The 15,576-nt window shown below is 68.5% G+C and carries 15 protein-coding genes, 1 tRNA gene and 1 rRNA gene; 2 read left to right on the top strand and 15 right to left on the bottom strand.

The window, feature by feature from the left end:
• Window positions 1-100 (bottom strand): 16S ribosomal RNA (locus tag DVK06_RS13135); the annotation flags it as partial.
• A gap of 660 nt (window positions 101-760) precedes the next feature.
• On the opposite strand from DVK06_RS13135, the gene DVK06_RS13140 reads away from it, so the two are divergent.
• Entirely contained in the window at window positions 761-1,321 is a 561-nt protein-coding gene (locus DVK06_RS13140) for a TATA-box-binding protein (RefSeq protein ID WP_049932645.1), read from the top strand.
• Window positions 1,322-1,424: 103 nt separating this feature from the next.
• On the opposite strand, the gene DVK06_RS13145 is transcribed toward DVK06_RS13140, so the two are convergent.
• From DVK06_RS13145 to DVK06_RS13155, 3 genes are all read right to left on the bottom strand, one after another.
• Window positions 1,425-2,630, bottom strand: coding sequence for a Cdc6/Cdc18 family protein (locus DVK06_RS13145; protein WP_053772570.1), 1,206 nt, complete (start codon window positions 2,628-2,630; stop codon window positions 1,425-1,427).
• Between the two features lie 723 nt (window positions 2,631-3,353).
• Window positions 3,354-5,606 carry an NADP-dependent malic enzyme gene (locus tag DVK06_RS13150; RefSeq protein ID WP_121600595.1) on the bottom strand — a complete coding sequence of 751 codons (2,253 nt, stop codon included), beginning with the start codon at window positions 5,604-5,606 and terminating at the stop codon, window positions 3,354-3,356.
• Window positions 5,607-5,776: 170 nt separating this feature from the next.
• Window positions 5,777-6,886, bottom strand: a complete 1,110-nt coding sequence (locus tag DVK06_RS13155) for a hypothetical protein (RefSeq protein ID WP_121600596.1) — start codon at window positions 6,884-6,886, stop codon at window positions 5,777-5,779.
• A 143-nt stretch (window positions 6,887-7,029) separates the two neighbouring features.
• Between DVK06_RS13155 and DVK06_RS13160 the strand changes: the two genes are divergently transcribed.
• Entirely contained in the window at window positions 7,030-7,878 is an 849-nt protein-coding gene (locus DVK06_RS13160) for a hypothetical protein (RefSeq protein ID WP_121600597.1), read from the top strand.
• A 55-nt stretch (window positions 7,879-7,933) separates the two neighbouring features.
• Here the strand turns inward: DVK06_RS13160 and DVK06_RS13165 are convergent, their stop codons facing one another.
• The 11 genes from DVK06_RS13165 to DVK06_RS13215 all read right to left on the bottom strand — a co-directional run bounded on the left by DVK06_RS13165 (window position 7,934) and on the right by DVK06_RS13215 (window position 15,546).
• Entirely contained in the window at window positions 7,934-8,659 is a 726-nt protein-coding gene (locus DVK06_RS13165) for a fumarylacetoacetate hydrolase family protein (protein ID WP_121600598.1), read from the bottom strand.
• Between the two features lie 54 nt (window positions 8,660-8,713).
• Window positions 8,714-9,241 (bottom strand): hypothetical protein, encoded by a 528-nt coding sequence (locus DVK06_RS13170; protein ID WP_233561726.1) that lies wholly within the window; start codon window positions 9,239-9,241, stop codon window positions 8,714-8,716.
• Entirely contained in the window at window positions 9,241-9,600 is a 360-nt protein-coding gene (locus DVK06_RS13175; RefSeq protein ID WP_121600599.1) for a hypothetical protein, read from the bottom strand. The genes DVK06_RS13170 and DVK06_RS13175 overlap by 1 nt, the downstream gene beginning before the upstream one ends.
• Window positions 9,597-9,878: a ubiquitin-like small modifier protein 1 gene (locus tag DVK06_RS13180; protein WP_121600600.1), complete on the bottom strand. Its 282-nt coding sequence runs from the start codon at window positions 9,876-9,878 to the stop codon at window positions 9,597-9,599. The genes DVK06_RS13175 and DVK06_RS13180 overlap by 4 nt, the downstream gene beginning before the upstream one ends.
• Before the next feature lie 122 nt (window positions 9,879-10,000).
• Window positions 10,001-10,384, bottom strand: coding sequence for a hypothetical protein (locus DVK06_RS13185; RefSeq protein WP_053772577.1), 384 nt, complete (start codon window positions 10,382-10,384; stop codon window positions 10,001-10,003).
• A 36-nt stretch (window positions 10,385-10,420) separates the two neighbouring features.
• Window positions 10,421-11,290, bottom strand: coding sequence for an alpha/beta hydrolase (locus DVK06_RS13190; protein ID WP_121600601.1), 870 nt, complete (start codon window positions 11,288-11,290; stop codon window positions 10,421-10,423).
• A complete protein-coding gene (locus tag DVK06_RS13195) occupies window positions 11,287-12,285 on the bottom strand; it encodes a phosphate uptake regulator PhoU (RefSeq protein ID WP_121600602.1) in 999 nt (332 codons plus the stop codon). Before DVK06_RS13195 ends, DVK06_RS13190 begins: the two co-directional genes overlap by 4 nt.
• Before the next feature lie 184 nt (window positions 12,286-12,469).
• Window positions 12,470-13,417 (bottom strand): D-2-hydroxyacid dehydrogenase, encoded by a 948-nt coding sequence (locus DVK06_RS13200; RefSeq protein WP_121600603.1) that lies wholly within the window; start codon window positions 13,415-13,417, stop codon window positions 12,470-12,472.
• A 99-nt stretch (window positions 13,418-13,516) separates the two neighbouring features.
• Window positions 13,517-14,701 (bottom strand): cystathionine gamma-synthase, encoded by a 1,185-nt coding sequence (locus tag DVK06_RS13205; RefSeq protein ID WP_053772581.1) that lies wholly within the window; start codon window positions 14,699-14,701, stop codon window positions 13,517-13,519.
• Window positions 14,702-14,788: 87 nt separating this feature from the next.
• Window positions 14,789-14,897, bottom strand: a tRNA-Glu gene (locus tag DVK06_RS13210).
• 82 nt (window positions 14,898-14,979) lie between these two features.
• Entirely contained in the window at window positions 14,980-15,546 is a 567-nt protein-coding gene (locus tag DVK06_RS13215) for a peptidylprolyl isomerase (protein WP_053772582.1), read from the bottom strand.
• Window positions 15,547-15,576: the final 30 nt, after the last annotated feature.

Genomic DNA, 15,576 nt, shown 5'->3' on the forward strand with positions numbered 1-15,576 from the left:
CACGTGTTACTGAGCTATTCGCCACGAGTCTGAACTCGTGCGACTAGCATGGCTAAATCGGATCCCAATAGCAATGGCCTCCGGCAGGATCAACCGGAATGTATGTCCTTCGAGCCTGATTCCCGGCTCGAAGGGGGTGTTGGCGGGTGTCAACGTAGTGTTGACACACCATTGCATTGGTCTGTGTGGTGTCCGGGCCAGCCAGCGGCTTGGATGGCACCGAACGACCACGGCTCACATCAGATCACCGCTTACGCCGGAGCGCAGGGGGCGTGATCCTCATCGGATGAGTCGGATGAACCGACTCTGCGAAACCGGGCCGAGTTGAACGGCCCGAGTCCGCGGTGCGTTCTTCGCGTCTTGACCGAACGGGCTTATACACTTAAGCACGTCGGAACGCTTCGACCGGCCGCGTCGACGGCCGGTCGGTGCCCCCTCGGCGGGGGCGCCTCGCATCTCATCGAATGCCCGGGTTGTACTTAACCTCGTCGAACTATCGGCACCACGTCATGCGGTTTCATGGAGCAACTCACAACCGAGTGACTCGTCGACGCGGCGCGACGGGTAGAGCTCGCCCACGAGAGCGAGCGACTGGAGAGGAGCGCGTGACCGGCAGACATATCAGAACTATATCATAGTGCTGCCGACGACTCGGAGGCACACGCGCGTGCGCAACATCGACAAAAGAAGAACTCGGGGGCAGCCGGTCATTTATACCACGGGCGTTTATAAGGGAGGGGGACACATATAAAAGCGAACGATGACGAACCCTGCAGACTCGATCGAGATTCAGAACGTTGTTGCATCGACGGGTATCGGTCAGGAGCTCGATTTGGAGGCGCTCGCGGAGGACCTCCCGGGTGCGGACTTCAACCCGGACAACTTCCCCGGCCTCGTGTACCGGACCCAGGAGCCGAAGGCGGCCGCGCTCATCTTCCGCTCGGGGAAGATCGTGTGTACGGGCGCGAAGAGCATCGACGACGTCCACGACGCGCTCGGGATCATCTTCGAGAAGCTCCGCGGACTCCAGATCCCCGTCGAGGACGACCCGGAGATCACCGTCCAGAACATCGTGTCGAGCGCGGACCTCGGACACAACCTCAACCTCAACGCTCTCGCTATCGGTCTCGGACTCGAGGACGTGGAGTACGAGCCGGAGCAGTTCCCCGGCCTCGTCTACCGGATGGACGAACCCGAGGTCGTCATCCTGCTGTTCGGGAGCGGGAAGATCGTCATCACCGGCGGCAAGCGCACCGACGACGCCGAGGAAGCGGTCGAGGAGATCGTCGAGCGCATCGAAGGGCTCGGCCTGCTCGGCTGAGGGTCGAATCGATCGGTCTGTTCGGTTCCCGCCGTCTCGGAGACGGGCGGCGACCGGTGTCGAGCGGCCGTGGGTCGCTGTCGAGCGGCTGAGTGCGGTCCGGTTACGTTTCGGCGTCGTCTTCGGTGAGCACCTCCTTGACGACGCTCGGGTCCTCGAGGAGTTGGTGTTTCGTGTAACTCCCCTCGGCGCTGCCGCCGCTGTGTTTCGACTGTTCGATGATGTCGAGGAACGCGTGTTCCTTCAGCAGGTCGCGGACGCGCCGCAGCGAGAGGCTGTCGGATCCCTCCTGGCGGCAGATGTTCTCGTATATCTCGTACACGCGGCTCGTGCGGAACCCGTCCTGACGACCGTTCGACAGCGACAGCAGCGCGAGCGCCTGGAGCACGTACCGCGAGTGCGGCGTGGAGCCACGAATGAGCTCGCGGAAGCGGTCGGTCTCGGCTCGCTCGCGCGCCTGCGTGACGAACTCCTCGCGAACCGTAGGCTCGCCGTTCGCCTGCGCGATCTCGCCCGCGTACCGGAGGATGTCGATGGCCTTCCGGGCGTCGCCGTGCTCGCGCGCGGCGAGCGCCGCGGCCCGGGGTATCGTCGAGGGTTCGAGCACGTCGTCGTGGAACGCGTCCGCGCGCGCCTGCATGATTTCCCGAAGCTGGTTCGCGTCGTACGGCGGGAAGACGAACTCGCGCTCACAGAGGCTCGACTTGACGCGCTCGTCCATCCGGTCTTTGTACTGGATCTTGTTGCTGATCCCGACGACGCCCAGCTTACAGTCGGTGATCTTCCCGGCCTCTCCCGCGCGGGACAACTGCATCAGGATCGCGTCGTCGTCGAGCTTGTCGATCTCGTCGAGCAGGATCAGCACCACGTCGTACCGCTGGTCGAGGATGCGCCAAAGTCGCTTGTAGTAGGTCGAAGTCGAGAGTCCCTTGTCGGGGACGTTGATGCCGGTCTGCTCGGGGTCGTTCACGCCCTCGGCGATGGTCTGGACCGCCTGGGTCTCCGTGGTGTCCTGCGCGCAGTCGACGTAGGCGAACGTGGCGGTGACGCCCTCCTCGCTGGCGGTCGAGACGAGCCGTTTGGAGACGTACTTCGCGCACAGCGACTTCCCGGTGCCCGTCTTTCCGTATATCAGGACGTTGCTCGGGCTCTGTCCGAAGATGGCCGGGTTGACGGCCGTCGCCAAGTCGGATATCTCGTCATCTCGGCCGACGATCCGTCCCTCGCCGGGTAGGTGACTGATCTCGAGGAGCTCCTTGTTCGCGAAGATAGGATCCTCTCTCGTGAAGAGGTCGTCCGCTGCGTCCATGAGAGAGACACCGGGTTTCCGGTGAAATGCGTTCTGTTTCGCGACCGGGCGGGAGGCGAGGTCCGCGCGTAATTCGACCGGTCGAGACTCACACCGCGTTTCCGGTGAAACGGGGTGAGCGGTCGGTGGTGCGATCTTGGAGTGACTCCTGTGACCGAGGGAAACAGGACCTCGGAGAGCGACCCCGGGCGACAACGTCCGTCAGTTCGGAAAATTCAGGCGAGGCACGGCGGTGACACGTCTCAGCATTTCACCGGAAACCCGGTGTACGGTGTCGTGTCGAAGCTCCCCTCACGGCGGAGACCGCGTTTCCGGTGAACGACATAATTCGCTCGGCGAACCTTCGCTTCTACCGCTTGGCGAACTGTACTCACATTTAACTAATAAAACCCGTTATTTCAGAACAGACAGAATAGTGGAGGGTCCGCGATTCTACTTCGGCGGGTCTCGCACGCCTCCCCCAGCCGGCAGTACACCCCCCACGCGACGACACCCGATTTCACCGGAAACACGGTGTGTCACTCACACCGCGACTCACGTTGGTCGGGGAGAACGACGCGGTGCCAGCCGCGAAGAAATTACGAGAAATTACGAGGAGTCGGTCGCGGGAAACGGAGGCCCCGCGAAAGAAGTACGCCACGTCGGCCCCGAGTGCTGCTAGAAAGCGGCGAAAAGTGGCGGAAGGCAGTCGACGAGGGCCTTCGCCGCACTCCGCTGGACGAGTTACTCCTGAGCGTCGACGACAGCGACGCTGGCGAGGTTGACGATGTCTTTCACCTCGTCGCCTCGCTGGATCACGTGGACCGGTTCGTCCATTCCGACGAGCATCGGCCCGATGGCCTCGGCGCCGCCGAGGCGCTGGAGCAGTTTGTACCCGATGTTCCCGGCTTCCAGGTTGGGGAACACGAGGACGTTAGCCGCCTCGTCGAGCTGAGAGAACTCGTAGGTCCCGTTGAGGATGTCGTCGACGACGGCGGTGTCGGCCTGCATCTCCCCGTCGACGGGGAAGTCGACCGTCTCGTCGGACTGGAGGATGTCGACCGCCTCGCGCGGCTTCCGGGTCCCCTCGTTGTCGACGCTCCCGAAGTTGGAGTACGACAGCATCGCCGCGCGCGGCTCGACGTTGAACCGGCGCGCGAGGTCCGCCGTGTGTCGCGTGACCTCCGCGAGCGTCTCCGCGTCGGGGTCCTGATTGACCGTCGTGTCCGCACAGAAGATGACGCGGTTCTTGAACGTGAGCATGTACACGCCGGCGACGGTGTCGGTGTCGACCGCGGACCCGACGATCTGGAGCGGCGGCCGAAGCGCGGACGGGTAGTGGTGGGTGAGCCCGGTGAGCATCGCGTCGACGTCGCCCGTCTCCACCATCACGCTCGCGAGGTAGTTCGTGTCGCGCCGGACGAGGTCGGCCGCCTCGCGCTTCGTGATCCCCTTCCGCTTCCGGAGTTCGTACAACCGGTCGCCGTAGCTCGAGACGTCGCGGTTGTCGGGGTCGACGACCTCGGGTCGGAACGAGAGCCCGAGCTCGGCCGCGGTCTGCGAGATGGTGTCCGCGTCGCCGAGCAGCACCGGGTCGGCGATCCCCTGCTCCGAGAGCTGGTACGCCGCCCGGATCATCTTCTCGTCGGTCCCCTCGGCGAGCGCGATCCGCTTCGGGTCGCTCTTCGCTTTGTTCAAGACGACGCGCATCATCTCGCGGGACTTCCCGAGTCGCGCTTCGAGCCGCTCACGATACTTCGCTAGGTCGATCTCGGTCCGGGCCGACCCGGACTCCATCGCCGCCTCCGCGACGCGCGGGGCCACCTCGAACAGCACGCGGGGGTCGAGCGGCTTCGGGATCACGTACTCGGGGCCGAACTGGAGCGGGTCGTCGCCGTACGCCTTTACGACCGCGTCCGGAACGTCCTTGCGGGCGAGGTCGGCCAGCGCCTCCGCGGCGGCCGCCTTCATCTCCTCGTTGATCTCGGTCGCGCGCACGTCGAGCGCCCCACGGAAGAGGAACGGGAACCCGAGCACGTTGTTCACCATGTTCGGGTAGTCCGATCGGCCGGTCGCCATGATCACCGTGTCGTCGCGCGCGCCCTTCGCGTCCTCGTAGGTGATCTCCGGGTCGGGGTTCGCCATCGCGAAGATGATCGGATCGGCGGCCATCGAGCGGACCATCTCCTGTGAAACGATCCCGCCGACGGAGAGTCCGACGAACACGTCGGCGCCCTCCATCGCGTCCGCGAGGTCACCGCCCTCGACCGGGCTGGCGAACTGGCTCTTGTACTCGTTGACCTCGCCGTCCTCGACGCGCGACTCGGTGATGATCCCCGAGGAGTCGCACATCGTGATGTTCTCTTTGCGCGCGCCCAGCGATACGTAGAACCGGGCCGTCGCGATGGCGGACGCGCCCGCGCCCGAGAAGACGATGTCGAGCTCCGAGAGGTCCTTATCCGAGATGTCGACCGCGTTCATCAGCGCCGCGCCCGAGATGATCGCGGTGCCGTGCTGGTCGTCGTGGAACACCGGGACGTCCATCTCCTTGCGGAGCCGCTCCTCTATTTTGAAGCACTCGGGCGCCTTGATGTCCTCGAGGTTGACCCCGCCGAACGTCGGTCCCATCGCCTTCACCGCCTCGCAGAACGGGTCGACGGCGTCGATGTCGAGCTCGATGTCGAACACGTCGATGTCGGCGAACCGCTTGAACAGCACTCCCTTCCCCTCCATGACGGGCTTGGAGGCGGCGGCGCCGATGTCGCCGAGCCCGAGGACGGCCGAGCCGTTCGAGACGACGGCGACGAGGTTCCCCTTCGCCGTGTACTCGAAGACGGACTCGGGGTCGGCCGCGATGTCGCGACACGGCGCCGCGACTCCCGGCGAGTACGCCAGCGAGAGGTCCCGCTGCGTGTTCGTGGGCTTCGTCGTCTCTATCTCGATCTTCCCGGGCGGCTCCTGTCGGTGGTACTCCCGCGCGTCGTCGTCTAGTCCCATGTCTCTCTCCATTCGTGAACGGAGTAAAAAGCTATCCGATGGTGTCGAGTACGCAATTCGACGTTCGACGATCACTCGGCGACTCGTACGCGGTGCCGAGAACCTCGGCCACCGCGATCATCACGACCGAGCCCGCCAACGACACGCGATCGCTATCGACCGCCGCCGACTCACTCGCCGGTCGGTTCCCGGTCGTCGCTCGCGGCGAGCGTCGGCGCCAGCGGCGCGAGGGTCGGATCGATGCCGGCCAGCGTCGAGACTTCGAACGCGGTCAGGTACGTCCGCACGACCAGCGTGGCCGGGAGCGTCAGGACCACGACGGCGACGACCGCGCAGACGAGCACCGCCGCGAGGGCGATCGCCCCAGCGGTCGTCCCGATCAACGCCCCGACGCCGCCGAGCGCCACCGCCGCGAGGAGGAGCGCGACGAGCGCCGAAACCCCGACGACGCCGGCGACGAACGCGGCGGCGACGGCCTGAACGATCCCGACGCCGGCCGCGAGGACGAGGTGAACCGCAAAGTAGAGGACGACGTCGGCCCACGACCCGCGGAACGACGCCCAGACCGCTCGCCACCCGTCGATCACGCCAACGTCTCTGGCGACCATCGCCGGAGCGACGAACTCGAACGTGATCCTGGAGACGACGGTCCCGACGACCGCGACCGTGGCCCCGATCACGGCCAGCACGCCGAACGCCGGACCGATCGCCGACGACCGCGCAGCTAATCCCCCAGCCGAAACGCCGAGGAACCGCAACAGGTCGGGATCGATCGCAATCGCGACCGCGACCGCGGGAAGCCCGACGGCGACAGCACTCAGCACCGCGACGCCGAGGAGACCGAGCGCCTGTCGGAAGCGGTCGCGGAACGGCCGCCAGAGCGCGACCTCCGTCGTCGAGAGCGCCTCGTAGAAGACGAGCCGAAACGCGATCGAACACGCGAACAGAGCCATCCCCGCGAGGAGGACCCCGAGAGCGAGTCCGGTCAGCAGCGCGGCGTCGAACCCGGCGAGACGCTCGACCCCCGCGTTCGCGGCGCGTTCGACGCCCGCGGGCACCGACACGGGCTCTGTAACCCCGGCGTCGCTCCAATCGCCGGCACCGCCGCCGGCGGGACCGCCGAGAGACGACGTCGTCGCGCCCGACGCCCCGGCGCCGCCGCTCGCCATCACGAGCGCCAGGAACCCGAGCTTCGCCCACCGAACCGCTTCGAAGGGAAAGAGGAACCCGCGCGTGACCCGGACGGCGCGGTCGACGGCCTCGACGGCGTGCCGGCTCATACTGACCGTTCGCCCGAGGGCGTGAAATAGGCTGGCCACTGGTCCCGGACGGTTCGGGGGGAGAGCGGCTGACCCCGGGCACCGTGTCACCGGCCACCAGGCGACCCGCAGCCGTTTAGGGCGGACGCGACGAACCGATCGGCATGAAGGTCCGCGGCGAACGCGAGTGCCAGTCCTGCGGCGCGCGGTGGTCGTACTACGACACGGGCTCCGTCGCGTGTCCGAGCTGCGGGGACCTGCGCAGCGTCGGCGTCGACGACCGCACGGCCCACACGGACGCCCCCGTTTCGCTCGACCTCGCCCCTCACCGCGAGCGGTTCGGAGAGGCACAGGAGACCCTCCCCCGATCCGGCGTCGACGAGCTCCAGTCCGACCTCCGGGAGTACTGCCGGAAGCGCGGGTTCATCGACGGGGGGAAGCTCGCCCCGCTCGACGGGACGTACCTCGCTGCCCGCGAGCTGCTTGAGGCCGTCGACTGCTACGAGCGGCTGCGCGACCCGACCGACGCCGACGGCGAATACCTCCTCGCGCTACTCGCCGGCGCGGACGACGGCGACCGACCCGCGGCCGAGGAGGTCCCGACAGCGCTCCGGGAGGCGCGTGGAATGGCGGCCGTGCGCGCCGTCGAGGCTTACCGGAGCGACGTGCTCGACTTCCTTGACGAACTCGAATCAGGCGCTGGGGGGAACCGGGCCGAAACGAACGGCGACGACGGGACCGACGCTGACGACGCGCCGACTGTCACCGTCGACGGCCCCGACCCAGAAGACAGGATCGCCCCCGCCCGCGACGCCTTCGAGCGCCTCCGCGACCGCGTCACGCGTGTCGACGCCCTCGGCGGTGACGTGTCGCCCGCGACCGCGGACGCCCTCGTCGACGCCGCCGCCGCGCTCGGGGCCTACGTCCGAACCGGCGACGAGGGGAGCCTGCGGACCGCAACCGACCTGATCGACGACGCGAGCGTCGACGGCGTCGACCAGACAGATCGCTGAGCCGCCCGCCGCTCGCCCGCCGCCCGCCGCTCGCCCGCCCGCCGCACGCGGCGCGTCAGTCTTCGCCGGGCGCGACCACCGCGTTCGAGAGCGTCCCGACCCCTTCGTACGTGATCTCGACGCGCTCGCCCGGCTCGACGAGGCCGGGGTTCGCGGGGCTGCCGAACGCGATACAGTCGCCGGGCTCGAAGGTGAATCGCTTCGAGAGGTACGAGACGATCTCGCGGGGACCGAACAGCATCAGCTCCGTGTTGGCGTCCTGGCGCGTCTCGCCGCCCACGGTCGTCTCGATATCGAGGGCCGTCGGGTCGACGTCGGTCTCGATCCACGGCCCCAGCGGCGCGGAGCCGTCGAACGCCTTGCGGGCGGTCCGCCCCTGCTGGTCGAGCGCGTCGACATCGTTCATGACCGTGTAGCCGCGCACGACGTCCGGCACCTCATCGGGCGCGAGGTCGCGGCACCGCTCACCGATCACCGCGACCAGTTCGCCGGCGTAAGTCAGCTCGTCGGTCCACTCCGGGTACCGGATCGGATCGCCGTGCGCCAGCAGGCTGGCCGGCGGTTTGACGAAGAAGTCCGGCTCGGCAGGCCGCTCGTAGTCCATCTGGTCGAGCGTCTCGGCGTAGTTCCGGCCGACGCAGTACAGCGCACTGGGGTCACAGGGCGGGAGCAACCGACCGTCGCGGCCGACCTCGTAGCGGCCGTCGTCCGCGACGACCGCGCCGTCGTCGTAGCGGCCGGCCACGGGACCGTCCGGCGTGAGCAGTCGAGCGAGTCGCATGCCAGGACATCTGCGCTGGCCTTCGAAAAGGCGTCGGTGACGGCAGCGCCCGGGTCAGTCTCGGTCCGACCCCGACTCGCCGCCGTCCGACCCCGACTCGCCGCCGTCCGACCCCGACTCGCCGCCGTTCGTTCTCGCCGCTGCGTCGTCAGCTTCTTCACTTTCTACCTCGACGCCGATGACGACGCCCGACCGGATCTCAAGCGCGGTGTCGAACTCTTCCCGGCGACCGCTCCCGGACCCGATCCGCTCGACCGCTGCCTCGTGGGCTCGCACGACCGCGTCGCGCTCGCGCTCGGAGAGCCCGACGCGGTCGGCCACCGCCTCCCAGTGGTCCGGTTCGACGAGGAACGTCTCGCGGTCCGGCTCGGTCGCGACCCGCTCGTAGCGCCGGCGGTACTCGTCGATCCTTGTCCCCAAATCGGCCTGGACGCGCGTGAGCAGCGCCGGGACGCGGGCGGCCGGCACGCTCGCGAGCGCCGCCGTCTTCACCAGCGCGGTCCCCTCGATCGGGTACGGACCCGGGTCCTCCTCGGCGCCGTCCCGCCCCCCCGATTCCCCGCCGTCGGCGTCGTCGGACATCACCCGCCGGCGCGCATCGCCTTCTGCCGGTACCTCGGCAGGAGCTCGGCGAGGACCTCGGGGTCGCCCGCGAACTCGGCGGTCACCTCGGTGAGCTTGATGGCGGCCGCGGCGGTCACCGTCTCGGCGCTGAGGGTCACTCGCCAGCCGTCGCCGTCCACCCGGGTCGCGGCCGCGGGGTCGTCCGTCCCCACTAGCTCCCCGCCGAGGTTGCGGAGGTAGTGAACCGCGAGCCGTCGAGAGATGCCGCGGTACGCCACCGTCTTTCGCTCCCACCCCTCCTCGGCGGGCGGGAGGTCGGCCCCCGCCGCCTCGTCGTCGACGCCCCCCTCGGTCGCCGCCGACGCGTCGTCGGTCATGCGCCCCCCGCGACCGGCGGGAAGACGGAGAGCCGGTCGCCGTCCGCCATCGGCGTGTCGAGCCCGTCGAGGTGGAGCACCTCGCGGCCGTTCTTCAGGACGTTGATCTGGGGAGCGAGGTCGCCGTCGGCGATCAGCCGGCCCTCCATCCCCTCGTACTCGGCCTCCAGTTCGCGCAACACGTCGCCGACGGAGGAGCCGTCGGCGAACTCCGCGTTCACCGTCTTCCCGCCGGCGGCCTCGCGAAACGTCGCGAAGAACCGCAGTTCCAATTCCATACGCGTACGTCGTGTCGCGGCGGCTTAAAAGCGGTCGGCCGCGGAACCGAATCGACGGCGGACGCGCGGCGACGACGGCGATACGTGGCCCACAGTTCGCGGCCCGCGCGAGGTCGCACCCGCTACAGGTCCGACAGCCGGATCCCGTCCTCGACCAGCCGGAAGTTCCGCTCGCGGTCGAGGTCGTCGGCGAGCCACTCGTGGTCGTACAGCTGGCCGATCAGTTCGAGATAGAGGTTCCGCCACGCGATGGCGTATATCGGCGACTGCCCCCACGCGCGGAGTTCGGGGACGAACTCGTGGTACGTGCTCGCCTGCGACTCCATGCGCTCGACCGCGTCGGCGACGACCTCGGCCGCCTCGTCCGGATCCGCCTCGTCGAGCGCCTCGTTCAGCCGCGACTGGATCCCCGCGATGGCGCGTCGCATGTCGCGTTCGGCGGTCCCCTCGTCCTCCGGAAGCGACTCGACGACGCCCTTCGGCACGCCGAGTTCGATCTCTGGCATGGGATCACCTCGGGGGAGCGCGCTGAAAAAACCCGTTCACCCGGCGACGGGAGCGGCGGTAAGGACGCCCGCGGAGCCACGGTGCGAAACCGATCGCGACCGGCGCTCACGGGTCACCGCTCCCCGTTCGGAGAGCCACGTTCCCGTCACGTTCCCGACCGCTCGCCGGCTGGCCGCCGGCGACAGCGATGCGGGACCGTCGCCGGGCTGCGGGCCGTAAGCTCCGAAGCCGGCGTGGTTGACGCCGTCGAGTTCGACGACCCGAGCGTCCGCCGGGAGGTTCTCCCGAGAGGCGCGCTCGCGCTCGGCGTCGATCACTCCGTCGGCGCCGCCGAGGACCACGAGCTCGTCGAGGCCGCTCTGTGAGAGGTCCCGGTCGCAGTACGCGGCGTGGAGGACGAGCGCGTCGTACGCCCCGGCGTTACCGGCGGCGTGTCGGCAGGCCATAGCGCCGCCGAGCGAGTGGCCGCCGACCGCCCACGCGTCCACATCGGGGTAGCGTTCCCGGACGCGGTCGGCGCGGTCCGGCGCGAGAACGGCAAGGTTGAGCGGAGCGTCCACCACGACGACGAGCGCCGCGCGGTCGGAAGCGGCAACGATCTCGGCGGCGGTGGGAACGTAGCTCTCGTGTGACACTCGCCCGCCGGGGTAGTAGACGAGCCCGACGGTCGACGCGGTCACCGGCCCGTCGCGGACCGCGGTCCCGACCGGCGTCCGATCGACGGCGACGTCCGGGTCGGCCTCGGCGGCCGCGACCGCGTCGGCGTTCGGCCCGAGTCCGGCGGCGAAGTACGCGGCACCGGCGGCGAAAACGATAGCAGAAAGGAGGACTACCGCGCCCGCGGCGAGCGCGAGCGTCCGGCGCGTGGGCAGTCGGCGCGCGATCGAGTCGAGGGAATTCCTCACGGCGTCGGCGCCGCCTTCTGGAGCGCGGTCTCGGCGATGTTCCCGCCGTAGTCGGCGGACCGAAGCACGGAGTCGACGACGAGCCCGAGCAGCTGGGCCCGCGTCGGGTCGAGGTCGCGGAGCAGTTCGTCGATGGAGCGCACGCGCTCGTCGATGGCTCGAACGCCGGTCCGCGCCTCGTTGGCCTGGCGGGTCGCGGCCTCGGTGTCGTCGTCGAACAGCGCGTCCATCGCCGCGTCGATCACGTCGACGGCGTCGCCGTGGAGGTCGCTCACCGCCTCGACCACGTCCGCGGGGAGGGCCTCGTCGATGTTCAGCGTGAGGTGCGCGATCTTCGTCGCGTGGTCGCCGATCCGCTCCAGCTGCCGGGCGCTGGAGTGATAATCGAAACACTCCTCGCGGGGGAGGCCCAGCTCCTCGGCGGCCTTCGGCGTCCGCAGGGTGGCGCGGAAGATCCGCGAGACGACGAGCCACAGGCGGTCGAGGTCGTCGTCGCGGCCGATCACGTCGCGCGCGAGGTCGTGGTCGCGCTCCGAGAGCGCGGTGATCGCGTCTTCGAGCATCGACAGCGAGATCAGTCGCATCCGCGTGACCGCGTTGTGGATCGAAAGCTCCGAGGAGTCGAGCAGGTCATGGACGACGACGCGGTCGCGCGTCTCCTCTAACACCTCCAGCCCGACGAGGCTCTGGACTCCGTCGCGGATCGTCGAGCGCTGCTCGGTGGTGATCTCCGCGGCCTCCAGTTCGATGACGTCGAATCCGCTGACGTACATCGTCGTGACCGCTCGGCGGAGCGCCTGACCGCTCAGACCGGATATGTCCAGCGACCCCCGCGTCCGTTCGGACTCGGACCGCGGGGTGAGGAACAGCGAGTCGCCGTCGGGGTGGAACTCGATCTCCGTCCCGGCCTCGACGTCGTTGTCGGTCGCCCACGTCTTCGGAATCGAAACGGTGTACGTCGAGCCGCCGGTGACCTGGACCTTCCGCGTTTCCATATCAGGCCCTCGGGAGCGGACCGCCTTAATTTTGATCAAAATATATACCTCCGTCAGAGAGTACGGGACAACCCCGCCGACTCAGCTCGCTCTGTCCCGTTCAGTGTTTTCTAAATCGGTATTAAGAAACAATTATGAATATATAGTATTGTATATTTTTAGACAGTCAATCCTCGGTGCCGCTTCAAACCACGCGGTTGCGCGGGTCGTCGCCGGCGTCCAGCCGCGCGACGTTGTCCGCGAGGATGTCGGCGACGCGCTCGTAGTACTCGGGCGTGTGGCCGGCGTTATGCGGCGTGATCGTCGCGTTCGACAGCCCCCACAGCGGGTGGTCCTCCGGGAGCGGTTCCGGGTCCGTGACGTCCAGCGCCGCGCCGCGGATCCGGTTGTTCCGAAGCTCCGTCACCAGCGCGTCGGTGTCGACGATCGGCCCGCGCGCGATGTTGACGAGGACGGCGTCGGACCGCATCGTCCGGAGCGCGTCCGCGTCGACCAGCCCCCGCGTCGTCTCCGTGAGCGGACACGCCAACACGACGTACTCGGCGTCGGTGACGGCGTCGTGGAACTCGTCGAAGCCGTACACCTCGTCGGTCGGGCCCCCCTTCTCCGGGGTGTAGCGCACCCCGACCGTGTCGACGTCGAACGACTCCAGGCGGTCGACGACGGACCGGCCGATGGCGCCGAGTCCGACGACGGCGACCGTCGAGCCGTACACCTCCGTCGTCTCGTAGGTGCGCCACTCGCGACGGGACTGCTGGCGGAACGCCCGGTGGAACTGCCGCGCGTGCGCTATCATCGAGCCGATAACGTGTTCGGCGATGTTCGGTCCGTGGACGCCCGAGGCGTTCGTCACGGCGACGCCGTGGTCCGCGAGCAGGTCCCGCGGCAGGTGGCCCGTCCCCGCGAACACGCAGGCGAACAGCTCCAAGTCGTCGGCGACCGAGAGCAGGTGTTCGTCGATGCTGAGTCCGACGGCGACCCTGGCGGTCCGGATCAGCTCCCGCTCCTCCGCCGGCGTCCGCGCCCGCGCCACCTCGGCGTCGGGGAGCCGCTCGCGGATCGCCGCCGCCAGTTCGTCGGGGCCGAGCCCGTGGATCGTCTGTCGAAGCACCAAGACGTCTGGATCGCTCATGGAGGCAGTCTCGGTGGCGGCGACAAAAATGGTACCAGTCGTGCGGCCGCGAACCGGGCGTGCCGACGGAGCGGCCCGGAGCTCGGGCGGGCGGACGGATTACGACAGCGCCGCGTCGAACGCCGCCTGGAGGTCCGCCTTCATGTCGTCGACGTGTTCGATCCCCACGGACACGCGGACGAGGCCGTCGGTCAGCCCGGCGGCGAGCCGCTCCTCGCGCGGGATGGCCGCGTGGGTCATCGCCGCCGGCTGCTCGATCAGGCTCTCGACGCCGCCCAGCGACTCCGCCAGCGTGAACACCTCGGTCTCGCTCACGACCGTCGACGCCTCTTCGAGGGTGCCGTCGAGCTCGAACGAGAGCATGCCGCCGAAGTCGTCCATCTGTTCGGCCGCCAGCTCGTGGTCAGGGTGCGACTCCAGCCCGGGGTAGTAGACGCGGTCGACCGCGTCGTGACCCTCCAGCCACTCCGCGAGCGCCATCGCGTTCTCGCAGTGGCGGTCCATCCGCACCGGGAGCGTCTTCGTCCCGCGGAGCACGAGGAAGGCGTCGAAGGGGCCGGGCGTCGCGCCGACGGAGTTCTGGTAGAAGCCGAGGCGTTCGTCAAGCTCCTCGTCGTCGACGATCAGGGCGCCGCCGATCGTGTCCGAGTGGCCGCCGAGGTACTTGGTCAGCGACTGCGAGACGATGTCGGCGCCGTGTTCGAGCGGCCGCTGGAGGTACGGGGTCGCGAACGTGTTGTCGACCGCGCAGAGCGCGTCGCCCTCGTGGGCGATGTCGGCGAGCGCGCCGATGTCGTTGACGTTCATCAGGGGGTTCGTCGGCGTCTCGACCCACACCAGCTCGGTCTCGTCACGCATCGCGTCCCGGACCGCGTCGTGGTCGGTGGTGTCGACGAACGTCGTGTCGAGATCGTACTCGTCGTACACCTGCGTCAAGATTCGGTGGGTTCCGCCGTACACGTCGTCGCCCGCGACGACGTGGTCGCCCGCCGAGAGCAGGTTGAGCACGGTGTTGATCGCGCCCATCCCCGAGGAGAAACAGCGGGCGTGGCTGCCCGACTCGAGCGAGGCGAGGTTCGCTTCGAGGTCGGTCCGGGTGGGGTTCCCGGTCCGGCTGTACTCGTAGCCGCGGTGGTCGCCGGGCGCGTCCTGCTCGTAGGTGGAGTTCGCGTGGATCGGCGTCATCAGCGCGCCGGTCTCCGGGTCCGGCTCCTGGCCGGCGTGGATCGCGCGGGTCTCGAACCGCCTGTCGTCGCCCTCGGCGTCGTCGGATCGGTCGATCATGTCCGCCTCTCCGTCACCGACGGTGGTGATTCTTCCCCTTCGGAGTGCGGGCGGATCCGGACGCGCCGCTCGCGAGGTGAGAATGGATGCTCGGTCAGGGATTTGAACCCTGGTCGTCGGCTGACTTCCGAACCGGCACCGAGGCGCCGCGTCCGCCGAAAGGCCAACATGATTGGCCGGACTACACCAACCGAGCGCAACCGGTGATTACGCCGGGGGCAATTTAACTCTTCTCAACTCCACGCGCCGGGGAGGGGCCCGACGCCCGACCGCGAGGGCTACTCGTCGACGTCGACGCGCTCGATCTCGACGGCCTCGCGGGGGTCGTCGTTGCGGCCGGTCGGCACCGCGCCGATCTCTTCGACGACGTCCATCCCGTCGACGACCTGCCCGAAGACGGCGTGCTTGCCGTCGAGGTGCGGGGTCGCGTCCAGCGTGATGAAGAACTGCGAGCCGTTCGTGTTCGGACCGGAGTTCGCCATCGAGAGGACCCCGGGCCCGTCGTGGGTGAGCTCGTCGTGGAACTCGTCGTCGAACTGGTAGCCGGGGCCGCCGCGACCGTTCTCCATCGGGTCGCCGCCCTGGATCATGAAGTCGTCGATGACGCGGTGAAAGACGTTGCCCTCGTACAGCGAGTCGCCGCGGACCTCGCCGGTCTTGGGGTCTTCCCACGTGTTCGTCTCCGGCGCGGGCTCGGCGTCCGCGGCGGGGTCGTGTCGCGCCAGGCCGAGGAAGTTCTCGACCGTCCGGGGCGCGCGGTCGGCGAACAGCTCGACGACGATGTCGCCGTGGTTGGTCTGAAGCGTTACCTGCGGGTTGTCGGGGTCGGACACGTCGCGTCCCATACCCACGGGGAGGGCCGCCCGCCGGAAAAC

This window comes from Halorubrum sp. Atlit-28R (assembly GCF_003665955.1).
Lineage (GTDB): Archaea > Halobacteriota > Halobacteria > Halobacteriales > Haloferacaceae > Halorubrum > Halorubrum tropicale.